This window comes from Actinoplanes flavus (genome assembly GCF_017592555.1).
Taxonomy (GTDB): Bacteria; Actinomycetota; Actinomycetes; order Mycobacteriales; family Micromonosporaceae; genus Actinoplanes; species Actinoplanes flavus.
Genome location: NZ_JAGFNS010000013.1, coordinates 21855 through 41021, shown reverse-complemented (window position 1 = coordinate 41021; position 19167 = coordinate 21855). Strand labels below are relative to the sequence as shown.

The following is a 19167-nucleotide window of genomic DNA, read 5'->3' as shown; positions in this document are numbered from 1 at the left end:
TCCGAGCACGGGCCCCCCCCCCCCCCGCAACGCACCGGGCGCGCGCCGGCGCGCGCCCCCTTCACCGCAATGCCCGACCCGGTCAGAAGCCCGGACCGTGCTGGTGGCCGTGCCCGTGACCGCCGTGGCTGTGGCCGTGCCCACCGGCGGCGGCCGGAGCGGCCTCGGCCGGCTTCTCCACCACGAGGCTCTCGGTGGTCAGCAGGAGACCGGCGATCGAGACGGCGTTGGAGACCGCGTTGCGGGTCACCTTCACCGGGTCGATGATGCCGGCCGCGGCCAGGTCGACGTACTCGTCGGTGGCCGCGTTGAGGCCGTGGCCCCAGCCCAGCTCGCCGACCTTGCCCACCACGACGTAGCCGTCGTGACCGGCGTTCTGCGCGATCCAGCGCAGCGGCTCGACCAGCGCCTTGCGGACGATGCCGACGCCGAGCGCCTCCTCGCCGCTGAGGCCCAGGCCGCCCTCGAGCTCCTTGGCGACCTGCGCGAGCGCGGCGCCGCCGCCCGGGACGGTGCCCTCCTCGACGGCCGCCTTGGTCGCCGCGATGGCGTCCTCGATGCGGTGCTTGCGCTCCTTCATCTCGACCTCGGTGGCCGCGCCGACCTTGATCACCGCGACGCCGCCGGAGAGCTTGGCCAGCCGCTCCGAGAGCTTCTCCCGGTCCCAGTCGGAGTCGGACGCCTCGATCTCCTTGCGGATCTGCGCGACCCGGTCGGCGACGTCGGACGAGTTGCCGCCACCGTCGACGATCGTGGTGTTCTCCTTGTCGACGACGATCCGCCGGGCGCTGCCCAGCGACTCGATGCCGACCTGGTCGAGTTTGTAGCCCAGCTCGGGGGCGATCAGCTCGCCACCGGTGGCGATCGCCAGGTCCTGGAGGATCGCCTTGCGGCGGTCACCGAAACCGGGCGCCTTCACCGCGGCGACCTTGATGGTCTTGCGCAGCGAGTTGACCACCAGGGTGGACAGGGCCTGACCCTCGACGTCCTCCGCGACGATCAGCAGCGGCTTGCCGGTCTGGAGAACCTTCTCCAGCAGCGGAAGCAGCTCCTCGATGCTGGAGATCTTCTGAGTGGTGAGGAGGATGTGCGCGTCCTCCAGCACCGCCTCCTGCGACTCGGCGTCGGTCACGAAGTTCGGCGAGATGAAGCCCTTGTCGAACTGGAGACCCTCGGTCACCTCGAGCTCGGTCTGCAGCGCCGAGCCCTCCTCGACGGTGATCACACCGTCGCGGCCGACCCGGTCCATCGCGTCGGCGATGAGCTTGCCGATGTTCGCGTCCTGCGCCGAGATGGTGGCGACGTTGGCGATCGCCTTGTGGTCGGCGACCTCGACGGCCTTGGCCAGCAGCGCCTTGGACACGGCCTCGGCGGCCTGGTCCATGCCCCGCTTGAGGCCGATCGGGTTGGCGCCCGCGGTCACGTTGCGCAGGCCTTCGCGGACCAGCGCCTGCGCGAGAACGGTCGCCGTGGTGGTCCCGTCACCGGCGACGTCGTTGGTCTTGGTCGCCACCTCCTTGACGAGCTGGGCGCCGAGGTTCTCGTACGGGTCGGTGAGCTCGATCTCCTTGGCGATGGTCACGCCGTCGTTGGTGATCGTGGGAGCGCCGAACTTCTTGTCCAGGACGACGTTGCGGCCGCGCGGGCCGAGAGTGACCTTGACCGTGTCGGCGAGCGTGTTGACGCCGTGCTCCAGGAGGTGCCGGGCGTCGTCAGAGAAGCTGAGGATCTTCGCCATGTATTGGTCCCTTCACGCACCGGCGCCCTGCCCCGAGAATCGGAACAGGGCGCCTGCACAGACTGAGGGTCATTCAGAACCCACATCGAGTTGCAAAGGGCCGCGGTTAAGCGGCCTGGCCCCAACCGTTCTGAATGATCCTCATCGGTTAGGTCTTACTTCTCGATGACCGCGAGGACGTCGCGGGCGGAGAGCACCAGGTACTCCTCGCCGGCGTACTTGACCTCGGTGCCGCCGTACTTCGAGTAGAGCACCACGTCGCCGACCTTGACGTCGAGCGGAACGCGGTTGCCCTTGTCGTCGATCCGGCCGGGGCCGACGGCGAGGACGGTGCCCTCCTGCGGCTTCTCCTTGGCGGTGTCGGGGATCACGATGCCGGACGCGGTGGTGGTCTCGGCCTCGTTCGCCTGGACCACGATGCGGTCCTCGAGCGGCTTGATCGCAACCTTGGTCGCGGTAGTCACGGGCATACCCTCCTGGGTACAGGTTTCGCCGGCCTTGAACCAGGCCGGTCAATGCCTCATGCCACCGGGCGGGGCCGTCGTCGCGGGTGCCGGTCCGCCTGGTGCCTAACCGCACGGACGGGCCGGGCGGCTGGCACCCTCATGGTGAGAGTGCTAACCGGAGACTATGCCGGAACTAGCACTCCGTCAACCAGAGTGCCAACCTGTCACGCCAGGGAGAATGCCTGACGTGACACCTGAGTTGTTGCAACTGTTGCGGACCCCGGAGGGGTCGAAAGCCCTGGCCGTGGCGGCCGAGGTGACCGGCGGTGAGCCGCTCGCCGCGGCCTCGGCCGTGCGGGCCCGGGGCTTCGGCGCGGAACTCGCCGCGGCCGCCTTGACCCAGGCTAGTTTGCGCGAGCGCGCCGCAGGCAAGTTCGGCCCGGACGCCGCCGCGATGTTCTTCACCCGGGCCGGCCTGGAGCAGGCGACCCGCGCGGCGGTCGCGGACCGGCGGGCGGCGCGGCTCGCCGCCGCCGGCGTCGAGACCCTCGCCGATCTGGGATGCGGGCTGGGCTCCGACGCGCTGGCGGCGGCCCGGCACGGCATCTCGGTGTACGCGGTGGACGCCGACCCGCTGACCGCCGCCCTGGCCGCCGCGAACGCCGAGGCCACCGGGCTGTCCGGCCGGATCACCGTGGAGTGCGCGGACGCCACCACGGTCGACGTCGAGCGGTACGACGCGGTCTTCGCCGACCCGGCCCGCCGCCAGGCCGGCCGGGGCCGGGTGTTCGACCCGAAGGCCTACTCGCCGCCCTGGGACTTCATCGCCGGCCTGCCCGTACGGGTGCCCCGCACGGTGCTGAAACTGGCGCCCGGCATCGACCACGCTCTGCTGCCGCCGGGCGCGGAGGGGGAGTGGGTCAGTGTCGGCGGCGACCTGGTGGAGGCGGCCTTCTGGTGCGGCCCGCTGGCGTCCGCGCAGCGCCGGGCCACCCTGATCGACGGCTCGGCGGTGACCGAACTGACCGGCTCGGGCGTGGAACGGGCGCCGGTCGGCCCGGTCGGGGCCTGGATCTACGACCTCGACCCGGCGGTGATCCGTTCCCATCTGGTGGCCGAGTTCGCCGCGAGCGTGTGCGGGTGGCTGGCCGATCCGGAGATCGCCTACGTCTACACCGACGAGCCGGTGGACACACCGTTCGCCCGCCGCCTCGGGGTGACCGACGTGCTGCCCTTCTCGCTGAAGCGGCTGCGGGCGCTGCTGCGCGAGCGTGGCGTCGGGGTCCTGGAGATCCGCAAACGCGGTTCGGCGCTGGTGCCCGACCAGTTGCGCAAGGACCTCAAGCTGTCCGGGCCGAACACGGCGGGCCTGCTGCTGACCCGGGTGGACGGGGCTCCCACGGCGCTTCTGACGACAACGGCGTAACGGGTCGGAATCGGGCGTGCGCGGAGATCGGCCGCGGTAGTACCGTCCGCGCATGGCCAAGAAAGCGGCCGGTACGCCGGCCACCGCCTTGCTCACCGCGGAGCGGGTGGCGCACACCCTGCATCCGTACGACGTGTCGCCGGACGCCCCGCAGTACGGAGCGCTGGTGGCCGAGGCCCTCGGGGTCGAACCGCACCGGCTGTTCAAGACGCTGGTGGCCGAGGTGGACGGGCGGCTCGTGGTCGGGGTGGTGCCGGTGACCGGCGATCTCGACCTGAAGGCGCTGGCGTCCGCGGCCGGCGGCAAGCGCGCGGTCCTGGCCGACCGGGCCGCCGCCGAGCGCAGCAGTGGGTACGTGCGGGGCGGGATCAGCCCGCTCGGCCAGCGCAAGCGGCTGCCCACCGTGATCGATGACTCGGCCGGCGGACTGGAGACGATGTACGTCTCGGCCGGCCGCCGTGGGTTGCAGGTGGCGCTCGCGCCCGTCGATCTCATCCGCCTGACCGGTGCGACGGTCGCCCCGATCCGAGCGGCCGGATCTTAGTACCCGGTCGTTCTTCGCGGTTCGGCGCCCGATCGGGGAAAATACTACTTAGCGTTACGGTATGCCGATCGTGGGGCGACATCGGGGGTCTGACGGCGCCCTGGTGGCACCGCTGTGTTGCCGGATTGTTATCCCTCGTTACGAGATAGACGGCCATTGCGGCTTGTGTTCTCGGCCACGTTGGGAATACGTTGCCGGGCACAACAAACCGGTTCCTAATCCATCGGCGCTACCCAGAGACACGGTGCTCCCAGGTGCCAGGTCTCTGAAAATCCGACACAAGGCCCCGGATTTACCCCCCGAAAGGAAATAAGGGATGCGTAAGGGACTGTTCGCCCTTGCCGCGGTCGGCCTGATGGCCGGCAGCATGGCCGCTTGCGGCACCGAGGACGGTGGCGACACCGGCACCGACACCGGCGCCAAGAGCTCCGCGGGCAAGGTCGGTGTGATCCTGCCCGACACCAAGAGCTCGGCTCGTTGGGCGACCGCCGACCTCAAGTACCTGACCGAGGCGTTCAAGGCGGCCGGTGTCGAGGCCGACATCCAGAACGCCGAGGGTGACAAGACCCGGTTCACCACGATCGCCGACGGCATGATCGCCAGCGGCGTCAAGGTCCTGGTCATCGTCAACCTGGACTCCGGCACCGGCAAGGCCGTCCTGGAGAAGGCGAAGACCGCGGGTATCGCGACCATCGACTACGACCGCCTCACCCTCGGCGGCGGCGCGAACTACTACGTGTCGTTCGACAACACCGAGGTCGGCAAGCTCCAGGGTCAGGGCCTGGTGGACTGCCTCACCGAGAAGAAGGCGACCAAGCCGGTCGTGGCGTACCTCAACGGTTCGCCGACCGACAACAACGCCACCCTCTTCAAGCAGGGCTACGACTCGGTGCTCAAGCCGAAGTTCGACTCCGGCGAGTACGTCAAGGGTCCGGACCAGGACGTTCCGGACTGGGACAACGCTCAGGGCGGCACCATCTTCGAGCAGCAGCTGACCTCGAACAAGAACATCGCCGGTGTCCTGGCCGCCAACGACGGTCTGGGCAACGCCGCGATCCAGGTGCTCAAGAGGAACAAGCTGAACGGCAAGGTCCCGGTGACCGGCCAGGACGCCACCGTCGAGGGCCTGCAGAACATCCTCGCCGGCGACCAGTGCATGACGGTCTACAAGGCGATCAAGAAGGAGGCCGACGCGGCCGCCGAGCTGGCGATCGCCCTGGCCAAGCAGGAGACGCCGAGCACCGCGACCAAGACGGTCGTCGACCCGGAGAGCAAGGCGGAGGTCAAGTCCGTCCTGCTGACCCCGCAGTCGATCACCGCGGCCAACGTGAAGGACGTCGTCGCCGACGGCTTCGTCACCAAGGAAGAGCTCTGCACCGCCGACTTCGCCGAGGCCTGCACCAAGGCCGGCATCAGCTGATCATCGGCTGACCACCGAAAGCCGCACTTCAACGGCTGAGGCCGGCGCCGCCCGCGCTCGCGTGGGCGGCGCCGGAGTCGGTTCTGACAGAACCTCCCGTTGCCGGCGCCGCCACGATGAGGTGGCGCAGCCACGACGAAACCGGTCACCGAACGAAGGAGAACCATCAGTGGCCGCGACACCCCTCCTGGAGCTGCGCGGGATCGACAAGAGCTTCGGTCCCGTCCAGGTCCTCCACGACGTCGGTCTGAGCGTCTACCCGGGCGAGGTAACCGCCCTGGTCGGCGACAACGGCGCCGGAAAGTCCACGCTGGTCAAGTGCATCAGCGGCATCTACAGCATCGACGCGGGCACGGTCACCTTCGAAGGCCGGGAGGTGACGGTCCACAACCCCCGGGACGCCGCCGCCCTCGGTATCGAGGTCGTCTACCAGGACCTCGCGCTCTGCGACAACCTGGACATCGTCCAGAACATGTTCCTCGGCCGGGAGAAGAAGCACGGCATCGTCCTCGACGAGGCGACCATGGAGGAGATGGCCGGCGAGACGCTGCGCAGCCTCTCCGTACGGACCGTGAAGTCGCTGCGCCAGCTCGTCTCCAGCCTCTCCGGCGGCCAGCGCCAGACCGTGGCGATCGCCAAGGCGGTGCTCTGGAACAGCCGGGTCGTCATCCTCGACGAGCCGACCGCCGCCCTCGGTGTGGCGCAGACCGCCCAGGTGCTCGAGCTGGTCCGCCGGCTCGCGGACAACGGCCTCGGCGTGGTGCTGATCTCGCACAACATGAACGACGTCTTCGCGGTCTCCGACCGGATCGCCGCCCTCTACCTGGGCCGGATGGCCGCCCAGGTGAAGGCCGCCGACGTGACCCACTCCCAGGTCGTCGAGCTGATCACCGGCGGCCGCAGCGGCAACCTCGGCCTGCCCCCGGAGCGGCCCTCCGACTTCATCGACATCACGCCGGGAGAGGTCAAGTGACCACCACGACTGAGACGGCCGGTGGCATCCAGGTCGTCAAGCCCACCGTCGCCAGCTACATCCGGGACTACTTCGCCCGGGTCCGTGGCGGCGACCTCGGCACCCTCCCGGCCGTCCTCGGCCTGCTGGTCCTGGTGCTGATCTTCGGCACCGCCCGGAGCGAGACGTTCCTCAGCGCGCTCAACTTCGCGAACCTGTTCAACCAGAGCGCCCAGATCGTCTTCATCGCCATGGGCCTCGTCTTCGTGCTGCTGCTCGGCGAGATCGACCTCTCCGCCGGTTTCGCCAGCGGCGTCTGCGGCGCGGTCATGGCGATCCTGCTGACCACCCACGGCCTGCCCTGGTATGTGGCGATCCCGGCGGCCATGGCCACCGGCATCGTCATCGGCCTCGTACTCGGTGTGCTGGTCGCGAAGCTCGGTATCCCGTCCTTCGTGGTCACGCTGGCCGCCTTCCTCGGCTTCCAGGGCGTCCTGCTGACCCTGCTCGAGGGCGGCAAGAACATCTCGATCACCGACGAGTTCGTCAAATCGCTGAACAACGGCACCCTGTCGGTGCGCGACAGTTGGATCTTCGCGGTCATCGGCGTGGCCGGCTTCGCCGCGGCGCAGCTGTTCCGCTGGCGGGGCCGGGTCTCCCGCAACCTGGTCGCCGAGCCGTTCGGCATCGTGGTGGCCCGGATCGCCGGGGTCGCGCTGCTGGCCTTCTCCGCCACCTATGTGCTCACCCTGGAGCGGGCCGTCAACAAGGCGATCACCTCGCTCAAGGGCACGCCGATCGTCGTACCGATCATCGTGGTCTTCCTGGTGATCTGGACCTTCGTCCTGGCCCGGACCACCTACGGCCGGCACGTCTACGCGGTCGGTGGCAACACCGAGGCGGCCCGCCGGGCCGGCATCCCGGTCGACCGGATCCGCATCTCGGTCTTCGTGATCTGCTCGTTCATGGCATCGATCGGCGGAATCCTGGTCGTCAGCCGGCAGAGTTCCGTCGACCCGAACACCGGTGGCAGTAACATCCTGCTCTACTCGGTCGGTGCGGCGGTCATCGGTGGCACCAGTCTCTTCGGCGGCAAGGGTAAGATCATCTATGCGGTCATCGGTGGTGCCGTGATCATCGTCATCGAGAACGGCATGACCCTGCTGGGCCTCAACTCCGGCGTGAAGTTCATCTTCACCGGCCTCGTGCTGCTGGCGGCGGCGAGCGTCGACGCCCTGGCCCGGCGCAGAGCAGCGGCAACGGGTAGTTGATGATGCAGGATCCCGTGCGGGGGACGGGACGCTGATGCGGGCCGGGCCCAGCCAGGAAGAGGTACGCCGGCACAACCTCGGGACGTTGCTGCGCTACGTGCACATGCACGGCGCCACGTCCCGGGCGGAACTCACCACCCGGCTCGGCCTCAACCGCAGCACCATCGGAGCTCTCACCGCCGAGCTGATCGGCGCGGGCCTGGTCAGCGAGGCGGCGCCCCGCGAGACCGGCCGGGCCGGGCGACCCTCACTGGTCGTCCGGCCCGAGTCGGGACGGGTGTACGCCTACGCGCTCAGCATCGAGGTGGACCGCCTGCGCGCCGCCCGGATCGGGCTCGGCGGCCGGATCCTCGAGCAGTACGAGACCGAGCGCCCACCCGGGATGACCGCCCCCGAGGCGGTCCGCCCGCTCTCCCGCTTCGTGGCCACCATGCGCTCCGGAACCCCCGACGACGGCCGCTGCGTGGGCACCGGCCTGGCGGTCGCCGGGATGGTCCGCCGTGAGGACGGCATGGTCCGCCTCGCCCCCACCATCGGCTGGGTGGAGGAGCCGGTCGGCGCGGCCGTCCGCTCCGAGCTCGGCGAGTTCGGCCGGCTGACGGTCGGCAACCACGCCGACGTGTGCGCGCTCGCCGAACACGCGCGCGGGGCCGCGGTCGGCTCGGAGAACGTCATCTACCTGTACGGGGACGTCGGCGTCGGCGCCGGGATCGTGGCCGGTGGACGCCGGGTCACCGGGCACGGCGGGTACGGCGGCGAGGTCGGTCACATGGTCGTCAACCCGTACGGGCGGCCGTGCAGCTGCGGCTCCCGCGGCTGCTGGGAGACCGAGATCGGCGAGCACGCCCTGCTCCGCCTCGCCGGGCGCGACGACCGGAGCGGCCGGGACGCGGTCCTCGCCGTGGTGGACGCCGCGATGCGCGGGGACAGCCAGGCCCAGCACGCGCTGCGGCAGGTCGGCGACTGGGTCGGGTTCGGCGTCGGCAACCTGGTCAACATCTTCAACCCCGAGGTGGTCATCTTCGGGGGCACCCTGCGGGACGTCTACCTGGGCGCGGCGGCCCAGATCCGCAGCCGGCTCAACGCCGTGGGACTGCCCGCCTGCCGGGAGCACGTCCGGTTGCGCACCCCGGAACTGGGCACCGACGCGGCCCTGATCGGCGCGGCCGAGCTGGCCTTCGACCACCTGCTCGACGACCCTCTCGTGTCCTGAGTAGCCGATCACCCGGAATCCACCGGTGATAGCGGGAGATCTATGCTGCCCGCCATGCTCCCGCGTCAATCGAATCTGGACCCGGCGGCCGCGTACCCGAAGATCACCGACCTGCGGGCCGCGCTGGACGCCGGGGACTGGCCGGCCTGCCGGGAGCTGCTCGACGCCTCCGAACAGGCGGAACGCACCTACCTGATCACGGCCGTCTCGGATGAGAAGGGCCTGGAGGACTTCCTGCGCGGAGTGCTGCGCGGAGACCCCGGCGACGGTACGGCGGGCGCGCTGCTGGGCCGGCATCTGACCGAGGCGGCCTGGGACATCCGTACCAGGGTGCGGGCCGAGCACGTGAGCCGGGAACAGTTCGTGGCGTTCCGGGCCGGGCTCGCCGAGGCCGAGCGGGTGCTCGTCGACGCCGCCGCCCGCAGCCCGCACGACCCGGCCGTCTGGACCGCCCGGCTGGTCACCGCCCGCGGTCTGCGACTCGGCCTGCCCGAGATCCGCCGCCGCTACGGCCGGCTCGCCGAGATCGATCCGCACCACCTGCCCGGCCAGCAACAGGTGCTGCAGAGTCTCTGCACCAAGTGGTACGGGGACGCCGCGCTGACATACGAGTTCGCGAAGGAGGCGGCCGCCGCCGCGCCCGCCGGAGCGCCGAACCCGGTCCTGCTGGCGGAGGCCTACCTCGAGCACTCCGACGAGGTCACCGACCTCGACCGGGTGCGGGCCGAACTGCGCGAGGCCGCCATGCGCTCGGTGTGGCACCCGGACTTCCGGCGCACCCACGGCTGGGTCCGGACGATGAGCACGTTCGCGATGGCGTTCTCCCTGCTCAACGACCAGGAAGCAGCGTCGTCGCTGTTCCGTGCGCTGGGCAAGCTGGGATCCCGGTGGCCGTGGGAGTACCTCGGCGATCCGGCCGCGACGATCGAGAAGTTCCGGGCACGGGCGGGAGGCGACACGTGATCAAGCGGTTGGAGGTCGACGGCGTTCCGGCGGTCCTGGCCCCGACGAGCGGGCCGACGCACGCCGGCCTGGTCTTCCGGGTCGGCACGGCCGACGAGCCACTGGCCCGGCGTGGTGTCACCCGGCTCGTCGAGCACCTGGTCACCGACGGGCTGGGCACCGACGGGCAGCAGCTCGGGGCCACTGGGGCCGAACACACCTACTTCCACATGCAGGGCTCGCCCGCCGAGGTCGCCGAGTTCCTCAGCGGCGTGTGCGCGGCGGTGCGGAACCCGCCGATGGCCCGGCTCGCCACGGTGCGCCGGCTGGTCCAGGGCACCCCGCCGGACCGCGACCCGCTGCCCATGTGGCGGCACGGCGCCCGCGGCTTCGGGGTGCCCAGCTACCCCGAGTGGGGGCTCGCCGGGCTCACCGAGGACGACGTACGGGAGTGGATAGCCCGCTACTTCACCAGGGAGAACGCCGCGCTCTGGGTGGCCGGTGAGGAGATCCCGGAGGGGCTGGCACTCGACCTGCCGTCCGGTGAACGGCGGGCCGCCCCGACCGTCACCACCGAGCTGCCGGTCACCCCGGCCTACTTCTCCCGTACCGGCGGGACCGTCGCCTGGGACACCGTGGTCCGCCGGGAGGCCCGGGCCGCGGTCTTCGCCACCGTGCTGGAACGCCGGATGATGAGCGACCTGCGCCGCCGCGACGGCATCTCCTACCAGCCCCACACCGAGTACGTTCCGCGCGCCGACGGCACCGCCCGGATCATCGCGGTCGCCGACGCGCTGCCGGAGAAGCAGGAGGCGGCGCTCGGCGGGCTGATCGACGTGCTCGCCGCCATGCGGGCCGGGCAGATCGACCCCGACGAGGTCTCCACCGTCGTCAAACTGACCTGCGAGGGACTGCGCGACTCCGAGCTGCGCGGGGCCCGCCTGCCGGGGCAGGCGTTCAACCTGCTCTCCGGCCGGGAGGTGCAGACCCTCGACGAGGCGCTGGCCGAGGTGCGGGCGGTCACCGTCGAGGACGTGACCGAGGTGGCGGCCGCCGCGTACGACGCCGGGCTGCTGATGACCCCACCCGGGAGCAGCGCCGACTGGGCCGGCTACACCGCTGCCCCCGAGATGTCGGAAGCCGCGCTTCCCGGCCGCGTGCACCGTGGGCGCAAGGACCGCGGTCTGCGCCTGATCAGCGGGGACGACGGGATCAGCGTGACCGGGTACGGCCAGATCGCGTCGGTCCGCTGGGACGAGTGCGCGCTGCTGCTCGCCTGGCCGGACGGCGGGCGGCGGATGATCGGCCGGGACGCGGTGACGGCCCGGATCGAGCCGACCCTCTATCGGGGCGCCGACCGGGTGGTACGGGAGATCGACGCCCGGATCCCGGCCCGGCTGCGGATCGACATGCCACCCCGGGACCGCGTCGCCATCCCGCAGCCGGAGGCCCCGCATGGCGAGTCGCGGCTGGCGGCCTGGCGGGCCCGGTGGGGGCCGTACTTCGCCTTGCTCTTCTACGGCCCGTTCGTGCTCCTGGGCGTGGGCGCTCTGGTGTGGTTGCTGGTCGAATCCGTGACCGAGCGCCGGTTCCAGGGGCAGGCCGTGCTGGGGGCCGTCGGCCTGACGGCGATGTTCGGGTGGCTCTCCCTCGACTCGGTGGTCGAGCTGCGCCGGCGCTGGGCGGTGAGAAGGCTGCTGCGCCGCAGATGATCCACATCTATAGTGCGCGCCATGATCAGTTCGACCGCCGTGGTGCTCGACCGGGCCGCCACCCAGCCGGAGATCGCGAGCCTGCGGGTCGCCCTGTCCCGGCGTGACTGGCCGGCCTGCCGGGAACTGATCGAGCCGGCCGAGCCGATGGCCGCCGCCCCGCCCGGGTCGCCGCACGGCGTGCTGATCGCCGAGGCGCACATCGAGCACATCTTCGGCGGTGACCGGGACGCCGTCGGCTACCTGTCCGACCCGGCGGTCCGGGCCGAGATCTACGGGGCCGCGCAGCGGTCGATCGGGCATCCGGACTTCCGCCCCGGGTACGGCTGGGTGGACGCGCTGAGCACCTTCGCGTTCCTGTTCACGCTGCTCGACGACCGGCGCTCGGCGGCCGCCGCGTTCACCGCGCTCGGCGACCGGGCCACCGCGTTCGGATGGGACCGGGTGGGCCGGGACGTCGAGTCACAGATCCGCGAGGCCCGCGCCTGGGCGTACGAGGGGGCGTCGTGATCACCCACACCGAGGTCGACGGGATTCCCGCTCTGGTCGCGCCGACCACCGGCCCGATGCACGCCGGTCTGGTCTTCCGGGTCGGCCTCGCCGACGAGCCGCTGGCCCGGCGCGGCATCACCCACCTCATCGAGCACCTCGCGCTGTTCTCCTTCGGGGTGGCCGACTACCACTACAACGGGTCCACCGGCGTCGAGCACACGTTCTTCCACATGCAGGGCGCCGAGGCCGACATCGTCGCGTTCCTCAACGGCGTCTGCGCCGGGCTGCACGACCTGCCGATGCACCGGCTCGCCACCGAGAAGGAGATCCTGCGGACCGAGGAGAACGGCCGTGGCGAGAGCGCGGCCGACGCCCTCGCGCTGTGGCGGCACGGGGCCCGCGACCACGGCATGCCCGGCTACCCGGAGTGGGGCCTGACCGGGCTCACCCCCGACGATCTGCGCGCCTGGACGGCCCGCTACTTCAACCGGCGGAACGCGGCGCTCTGGATCGCCGGGCCCGGCGTGCCCGCCGGGCTCCAGCTCGATCTTCCCGAGGGCACGCGCCGGCCGGCGCCCACGCCCTCCTCCGCCCTTCCGGTGCGCCCGGCGTACTTCGCCGGCGGCTCCAACGTGGTGGCCTGGGACGCCGTGGTGGACCGTGGCCCGAGCACCGCGGTCTTCGCCGACGTGCTGAAACGGTCGCTGTTCCGGTCGCTGCGCCAGGAGAGCGGGCTCTCCTACCACGTGCACACCGAGTACCACCCGCGCGCCGGCGGCCGGGCACTGCTCACCGCGGTCGCCGACGCGCTGCCGGAGAAACAGGGCGCCGTGCTCGGCGGGTTCGTCGACGTGCTCGCCGCCGCCCGGCTCGGGCAGATCGACGAGGCCGAGGTCGCCACCGTCGCCGGTCAGCACCGGGAGGAACTCACCCGCGCCGAGGAGACCGGCGTCCGGCTGCCCGGCCAGGTGTTCGACCTGCTCGACGGCCGCCCGGTGCGGAACCTCGACGAGGTGCTCGCCGAACTGGACACGGTCACCCGGGACAGCGTCGCCGCGGTCGCCGCCGCGGCCTGCGCCGACGGGCTGCTCATGACGGCCGGGCGCAGCGAGGCCGACTGGGCCGGGTACACGGCCGCGCCCACCGGATCCGAGCGGACCGTCGACGGCACCGCCTACCCGGCGCTCGGCGAACCCGGGATCCGCCTCGTCGCCGGGGAGACCGGGGTCAGCCTGGCCGGCGGGGACTCGGTCGCCACGGTGCTGTTCGCGGAATGCTCGGCGGTGCTCCAGTGGCCGGACGGAGCCCGGCGATTCGTCGGGCACGACGCCGTTCACGTGCACGTCGAGCCGACCCTCTTCCCGAGCGGCCCGGCACTGGTCGCCGCCCTGGACGCCCGCACCCACCCGGACCTGCGCGTGCCCATGCCGGCCCGCGGCCCGGACCGGATACCGCGCCCGCCCGCGCCGAAGCCCGCGGAGCGGCCGCCCAGTGCCGCCGAGCGGATGGTGACCGGGGCGATCCGCCGCATCCGGGGACGGTGAGCGGGCCGCGCGCGAGGCAGGATGGTGATGTGAGGGCATCGGTACGCGCCGGACTGGCCGGGATCGCGGCGGCCGCCGCCGCGCTCGGCGTCGCCGAGCTGGTCGCGGCCGCGACCAGCTCCCGGTCCGCGCCGCTGGTCGCGGTCGGCGGCGTGGTGGTCGACCACGTTCCGGCGCCGGTCAAGGACTTCGGCATCGCGGTCTTCGGGACACACGACAAGACCGCACTGCTCATCGGTACGGGCCTGCTGCTCACCGGGTACGCCTACGGGGTCGGCGTGCTGGGCCGGCGGCGGTGGGCGCTCGCGGTCGGCGGGATCGCGCTGTTCGGGGCGGTGGGCGCGGCGGCGGCGCTGACCCGTCCCGGGGCCGGTCCGGGCGCGGTGCTGCCGGCCCTGGTCGGCGCGGCCGTGGCCGTCCTGGTCCTGCACCACCTGCTGCGACGGGCACGGGCCGTCGAGCCGGCCGCCGTGGGTGCGGCCGAGCCGGTGAGTGGGCAGCCCCGCCCGGCGGCGGGCGACGGCCCGGACCACGACGACGCCGGCGCCCGCCGGACGGGACACGTCGTTGCGGTCGGGGACCCGCGAACCCCGTACGAGAGAGAAGGAAGCCGCCGCCGATTCGTCCGTGATCTGGGGATCGTGGGTGTGATCGCGGCGGCCGGAGGCGTCGGCGGCCGTCTGCTCACCTCGAGGCGCGCGGTGAGCGCGGCCCGGCGGTCGATCGCGCTCCCGGCGCCGGTGGAGCCCGCCCCGATGCCGCCCGCGGCCGTGCAGGCGCCCGGCGCGGCGCCCTGGGTCACGCCGAACCGGACCTTCTACCGGATCGACACCGCCCTGGTCACCCCGCAGGTCGACCCGGCAACGTGGGAGCTGCGGATCCACGGGATGGTGCGCAATCCGATCACCGTCACCTTCGCCGATCTGCTGCGCCGTCCCATGATCGAGCGCTACCTGACGATCGCCTGCGTGTCGAACGAGGTGGGTGGCGACCTGATCGGCAACGCGCTCTGGCTCGGCACCCCGGTCAAGGCGCTGCTCGACGAGGCGGACCCGCTGCCCGAGGCCGATCAGGTGGTGCAGCGGTCGGTGGACGGCTGGACCTGCGGGACGCCGACCGCGGTGCTGCGCGACGGCCGGGACGCGCTGCTGGCTATCGGGATGAACGGCGAGGCGCTGCCGGTCGAGCACGGCTTCCCGGTCCGGATGGTCGTTCCCGGACTGTACGGCTACGTGTCCGCCTGCAAATGGATCACCGAGATCGAACTGACCAGGTTCGCCGACTTCGACGCCTACTGGGTGCCCCGGGGGTGGTCGGCGCAGGCGCCGGTGAAGACGCAGTCGCGCATCGACACCCCGCGCGACGGCGCTGAGCGTCCGGCCGGACCGGTCACGGTCGGCGGCGTCGCATGGGCGACACATCGCGGCATCGCCAAGGTCGAGGTGCAGGTCGACGACGGGGAGTGGCGCACCGCCACGCTGGCCGCGGCGACTTCCGCGGACACCTGGCGGCAGTGGAGCCTCACCTGGGACGCCTCCGCCGGACGGCACACCTTACGGGTACGCGCGACCGATCTCGATGGGGTGACACAGACCTCGGAGGAGGCCCTGCCGGCACCCGACGGGGCGACCGGCTGGCACCAGGTGACAGTCGACATCGGGTAGTTGAAAGCCGCACTTTCGGTCCGACTCGGGAAAGCAAGTCGCTCATACGGTGGCTTGCATGTCCACCAATGCGGTTGAAGAACCGCTGAACCACTCGACACGGTCCTCCGCGGAGGACCGTGCCGGAAGCCGTGTGGTGATGCCGCGCGCCGGGCGACGTCAGGCCGCCGGAGCCTGCCGTTGCACGGGTACCGCCGTTTTGTGGGGCCGTCCGAGGCGTGCTTCGAGCCGGGTCAGGTCGACCCGTCCGTGACGATCGGCAAGGTCCTCCCAGCCGACCGCGAGCAGCCGCAGCCGCTCCGATTCGCTGAAACCTCCCCAGACACCGTACGGCTCGCGAACGGCGAGGGCGTGCGCGGCGCACTCCGCCCGGACCGGGCACGCGCCGCACATCGTCTTGGCCTTTGCCTCGCGACGACTGCGGGACGACCCGCGCTCGCCGTCGGGGTGGAAGAACTGTGCACTGTCCCGGCCCCGGCAGAGCCCGAGTCTCTGCCAATCCCACAGATCGGCGATGGGCCCGGGCAGTCTGCGAACGTTCGACATCAACACCCTCCTCCCGCGCGGCACCGCGGAGCGTTCGTCGTGAGGGGCCTGACTCAGGCCTTTCGCGGGTGTACCCCGGCTATCGCCGGCTCACACGCAACATGTCGATGTCTTCGCGAGCGGTATGGCAAAGGGGTGGCAAGTCATACCTTTCTTTCCCGTTTTTTCCATCTAAAGCGCGTAATGCTGCGGCCCTCGCGTGATCTCCTCTGAGAGAGAAGGAGGATCACTGTGCGTACCGTCCTCGTGTGCGTCCGAACCCCGCTGGCGGCCCAGACCGTCGCGTCCACCGCGGCCCGGCTCGGCATGACCGGCGTCGTCCGGACCGCGGTCAGCGAGACCGAGGCCATGATCCGACTGGCGGAACGGCCCGCCGAAGTGGTCCTGGCCGACACCGCCGTGACCCGGCCCGACAGCGTCGGCTTCACCCGGCGCGTACTTGCCCGCGCCCCCCAGGCACAAGTGGTGCTCTTCGGTGCCGAAGACCCGCGGGTGGCGGCGGCGGCCGTCGCCGCCGGAGCCCGGGGCGTCATCCGCGGCGTCGAGCACGACCTGGTCAGTGTCGTCGCGAAAGCGCTGCTCCTGCTCCTGCTACCGGTACGCCCGCAAGGCATGCCGATCAACGGCTCGAACGCGCAGCCGGCCACCGTGGCCGGCGGCGTCCGCAACAACAACTCGCCCGGCGCGCGGGGGCAGTATCAGCAGGGGCCGGGCGGCATCGGCGTGCACAACGCCGCGGCGGTGCCGGCCATGCTCGGCCCCAACGCGCCGATGGTTCCGTCACAGCGCGGCGACGCCCCGATCGATCCGGCCACCGGCCGGCCGATGGTGGCGTGGCCCGGCAACGAGGCGGGTGTCGGGATGACCGACGCGCAGCCCGCCGGTCGGCGGCTCACGCTCACCGAGCGTGAGTTGCAGGTGCTACGGGGGATGGCGGACGGGAAGAGCAACGCCGAGATCGGCCGGGAACTCTTCGTCTCGGAGGACACCGTCAAGACGCACGCCCGGCGGCTGTTCCGCAAGCTCGGCGCCCGGGACCGCGCACATGCGGTCGCGGCCGGCTTCCGAGCGGGGCTGGTCGCTTAAGAAGATCGTTTTGGTACGAGGGGGCTGGTCACCCTCGCAAAACGCCGCCGGTGGGGAGGCGAGCGATTCTTCGACGTCCGTGGGGTTTGCGGACGGCGGAGAATCGCCCGCCTCCCCACCGGCTACCAGGCGTTCTGCCGCGGAGCGAAGCGGAGCCTAGTCGGCATCGTCCGTGCCTTCGGTCAATGTGTCGTGGACGCCGTCGGCGTATCCACGCGCGTACTCCCAGGTCACGTAGTGGTCGGGGTCCGGATCGTAGGCGGGCTCGTGCACCCGCGGACGGCCGCTGCTCAGCAGATGGCGCAGGTTGCCGCGCAGCAGGTCCCAGTCGAAGTAGTGCGGCTCGTGGCAGTCCTCGCACTCGATCACCAGCCCGCGGATGCCCGTCGGACTGAGCAGCGCCTGATAGATCTCCAGGTCGGAGAGGTCCTCCAGGACATCCTGCCGCTCGTCCTCGGTCAGCGGTTCGGACTCGGCGTCCTCGTTGAGGTCGTCGAGACCGGCGGCCGGGTCGGTCGGGTCGCCGTTGAACGGGTCGATCGGCTCATCTTGCACCCTCATACCGTACTCACCTCCCGCGTGTGTGTGCTGGCCCGCACGTTCTGTCCGCCGCCCGGGTGCCGCGCCCGGGATGGGTAGGATGATGAACTCCGCCTCTTCTCTAGGGATGATTTGTGGAAACTGACAGCGCTCGTACCGTTCCTCTCGGTCTGACCTTCGACGACGTGCTGCTGCAGCCCGGCGAATCGGACGTCGTGCCAAGCCGGGTCAACACCGTTACGCGCCTGACCAGAAACGTCGAGCTGTCGATCCCGCTGCTCTCCGCGGGCATGGACACCGTCACCGAGGCGCGGATGGCGATCGCCATGGCCCGGCAGGGCGGCATCGGCGTGCTCCACCGCAATCTCTCCGTGGAGGACCAGGCGGCCCAGGTCGACCTGGTGAAGCGCTCCGAGTCCGGCATGATCACCCACCCGATCACCTGCGGGCCGGACGACACGCTGCGCCAGGTGGACGCGCTCTGCGGCCGGTACCGGATCTCCGGCGCCCCGGTGGTCGACGGCGAGGGCGTGCTGGTCGGCATCGTCACCAACCGGGACATGCGGTTCGTCAGCGACCTCGACGCCAAGGTGCGCGACGTGATGACGAAGGCGCCGCTGATCACCGCCCCGGTCGGGGTGAGCAAGGACGAGGCGCTGGCCCTGCTGGCCCGCCACAAGGTGGAGAAGCTGCCGCTGGTCGACGAGAGCGGTCACCTGCGCGGGCTGATCACCGTGAAGGACTTCACCAAGAGCGAGCAGTACCCGAACGCCGCCAAGGACCCGCAGGGCCGGCTCCGGGTCGCGGCCGCCGTCGGTGTGGGCGACGAGTCGTACAAGCGGGCCCGTGCCCTGATCGACGCGGGTGTGGACGTGGTCATCGTCGACACCGCGCACGGTCACCAGCGTGCCGTGCTGGAGATGGTCGCCCGGCTGAAGAAGGACACCACGATCGACATCGTGGGTGGCAACGTCGCGACGTACGCGGGGGCCAAGGCCCTGGTCGAGGCGGGCGCCGACGCCGTCAAGGTCGGTGTCGGGCCGGGCGCGATCTGCACCACCCGGATCGTGGCGGGCGTCGGCGTGCCGCAGATAACCGCCATCATGGAGGCGTCCCGGGCCTGCCGTCCGGCCGGCGTCCCGGTCATCGGCGACGGCGGCATCCAATACAGCGGCGACATCGCCAAGGCGATCGTGGCCGGCGCCAGCACCGTGATGCTGGGCAGCCTGCTGGCCGGCTCGGAGGAGAGCCCCGGCGAGCTGATCTTCGTGAACGGCAAGCAGTTCAAGTCGTACCGGGGAATGGGCTCGCTCGGCGCCATGCAGTCCCGTGGCCAGGCCAAGTCGTACTCGAAGGACCGTTACTTCCAGCAGGATGTGAACGAGGACAAGCTGGTTCCCGAGGGCGTCGAGGGTCAGGTGCCCTATCGTGGTCCTCTGTCCAGGGTGGCGCACCAGCTCATCGGCGGGCTGCGCGCGGCCATGGGCTACGTGGGCGCGGAGACCATCCCCGACCTGCAGGAGCGGGGACAGCTCATCCGGATCACGGCGGCCGGGCTCAAGGAGAGCCACCCGCACGACATCCAGATGACCGTCGAAGCTCCGAACTACCACTCGCGCTAACCCACCCCT

17 protein-coding genes are annotated in these 19167 nt (G+C 71.2%); 13 read left to right on the top strand and 4 right to left on the bottom strand.

Annotated elements, in window-relative coordinates:
- Nucleotides 1-82: 82 nt before the first annotated feature.
- Together groL and groES are read right to left on the bottom strand one after the other, a co-directional pair.
- Nucleotides 83-1738 carry a chaperonin GroEL gene (gene groL / locus J5X75_RS20575; RefSeq protein ID WP_208469037.1) on the bottom strand — a complete coding sequence of 552 codons (1656 nt, stop codon included), beginning with the start codon at nucleotides 1736-1738 and terminating at the stop codon, nucleotides 83-85.
- A gap of 155 nt (nucleotides 1739-1893) precedes the next feature.
- Nucleotides 1894-2202 (bottom strand): co-chaperone GroES, encoded by a 309-nt coding sequence (groES, locus tag J5X75_RS20570; RefSeq protein ID WP_014687825.1) that lies wholly within the window; start codon nucleotides 2200-2202, stop codon nucleotides 1894-1896.
- Between the two features lie 220 nt (nucleotides 2203-2422).
- Between groES and J5X75_RS20565 the strand changes: the two genes are divergently transcribed.
- From J5X75_RS20565 to J5X75_RS20515, 11 genes are all read left to right on the top strand, one after another.
- Entirely contained in the window at nucleotides 2423-3610 is a 1188-nt protein-coding gene (locus tag J5X75_RS20565; RefSeq protein ID WP_208469035.1) for a class I SAM-dependent methyltransferase, read from the top strand.
- 52 nt (nucleotides 3611-3662) lie between these two features.
- Nucleotides 3663-4154, top strand: a complete 492-nt coding sequence (gene ybaK / locus J5X75_RS20560) for a Cys-tRNA(Pro) deacylase (RefSeq protein WP_208469034.1) — start codon at nucleotides 3663-3665, stop codon at nucleotides 4152-4154.
- A gap of 316 nt (nucleotides 4155-4470) precedes the next feature.
- Nucleotides 4471-5574, top strand: a complete 1104-nt coding sequence (locus J5X75_RS20555; protein ID WP_208469032.1) for a sugar ABC transporter substrate-binding protein — start codon at nucleotides 4471-4473, stop codon at nucleotides 5572-5574.
- 169 nt (nucleotides 5575-5743) lie between these two features.
- Nucleotides 5744-6547: an ATP-binding cassette domain-containing protein gene (locus J5X75_RS20550; RefSeq protein WP_208469030.1), complete on the top strand. Its 804-nt coding sequence runs from the start codon at nucleotides 5744-5746 to the stop codon at nucleotides 6545-6547.
- Complete coding sequence (locus J5X75_RS20545; RefSeq protein WP_208469028.1) at nucleotides 6544-7797, top strand: sugar ABC transporter permease; 1254 nt, start codon at nucleotides 6544-6546, stop codon at nucleotides 7795-7797. The genes J5X75_RS20550 and J5X75_RS20545 overlap by 4 nt, the downstream gene beginning before the upstream one ends.
- 34 nt (nucleotides 7798-7831) lie before the next feature.
- Entirely contained in the window at nucleotides 7832-9010 is a 1179-nt protein-coding gene (locus tag J5X75_RS20540; protein WP_208469026.1) for an ROK family transcriptional regulator, read from the top strand.
- 54 nt (nucleotides 9011-9064) lie between these two features.
- Nucleotides 9065-9973, top strand: coding sequence for a hypothetical protein (locus J5X75_RS20535; protein ID WP_238488673.1), 909 nt, complete (start codon nucleotides 9065-9067; stop codon nucleotides 9971-9973).
- The gene (locus tag J5X75_RS20530) at nucleotides 9970-11664 is read left to right on the top strand and encodes a peptidase M16 family protein (RefSeq protein ID WP_208469024.1); all 1695 of its coding nucleotides are present in this window, start codon (nucleotides 9970-9972) and stop codon (nucleotides 11662-11664) included. Before J5X75_RS20535 ends, J5X75_RS20530 begins: the two co-directional genes overlap by 4 nt.
- 21 nt (nucleotides 11665-11685) lie before the next feature.
- Nucleotides 11686-12174, top strand: coding sequence for a hypothetical protein (locus J5X75_RS20525; protein ID WP_208469023.1), 489 nt, complete (start codon nucleotides 11686-11688; stop codon nucleotides 12172-12174).
- Nucleotides 12171-13700, top strand: coding sequence for a M16 family metallopeptidase (locus J5X75_RS20520; protein ID WP_208469022.1), 1530 nt, complete (start codon nucleotides 12171-12173; stop codon nucleotides 13698-13700). The genes J5X75_RS20525 and J5X75_RS20520 overlap by 4 nt, the downstream gene beginning before the upstream one ends.
- Before the next feature lie 29 nt (nucleotides 13701-13729).
- The gene (locus J5X75_RS20515; RefSeq protein ID WP_208469021.1) at nucleotides 13730-15364 is read left to right on the top strand and encodes a molybdopterin-dependent oxidoreductase; all 1635 of its coding nucleotides are present in this window, start codon (nucleotides 13730-13732) and stop codon (nucleotides 15362-15364) included.
- 159 nt (nucleotides 15365-15523) lie between these two features.
- Here J5X75_RS20515 and J5X75_RS20510 read toward each other — a convergent pair whose 3' ends face one another.
- A complete protein-coding gene (locus J5X75_RS20510) occupies nucleotides 15524-15910 on the bottom strand; it encodes a WhiB family transcriptional regulator (RefSeq protein WP_208469020.1) in 387 nt (128 codons plus the stop codon).
- Between the two features lie 231 nt (nucleotides 15911-16141).
- Between J5X75_RS20510 and J5X75_RS20505 the strand changes: the two genes are divergently transcribed.
- Entirely contained in the window at nucleotides 16142-16996 is an 855-nt protein-coding gene (locus J5X75_RS20505) for a response regulator transcription factor (protein WP_183222899.1), read from the top strand.
- A gap of 156 nt (nucleotides 16997-17152) precedes the next feature.
- Here the strand turns inward: J5X75_RS20505 and J5X75_RS20500 are convergent, their stop codons facing one another.
- Nucleotides 17153-17551, bottom strand: a complete 399-nt coding sequence (locus J5X75_RS20500; protein ID WP_208469019.1) for a DUF5319 domain-containing protein — start codon at nucleotides 17549-17551, stop codon at nucleotides 17153-17155.
- A gap of 119 nt (nucleotides 17552-17670) precedes the next feature.
- Here J5X75_RS20500 and guaB point away from each other — a divergent pair, with 119 nt between their 5' ends.
- Complete coding sequence (gene guaB / locus J5X75_RS20495) at nucleotides 17671-19158, top strand: IMP dehydrogenase (protein WP_208469018.1); 1488 nt, start codon at nucleotides 17671-17673, stop codon at nucleotides 19156-19158.
- Nucleotides 19159-19167: the final 9 nt, after the last annotated feature.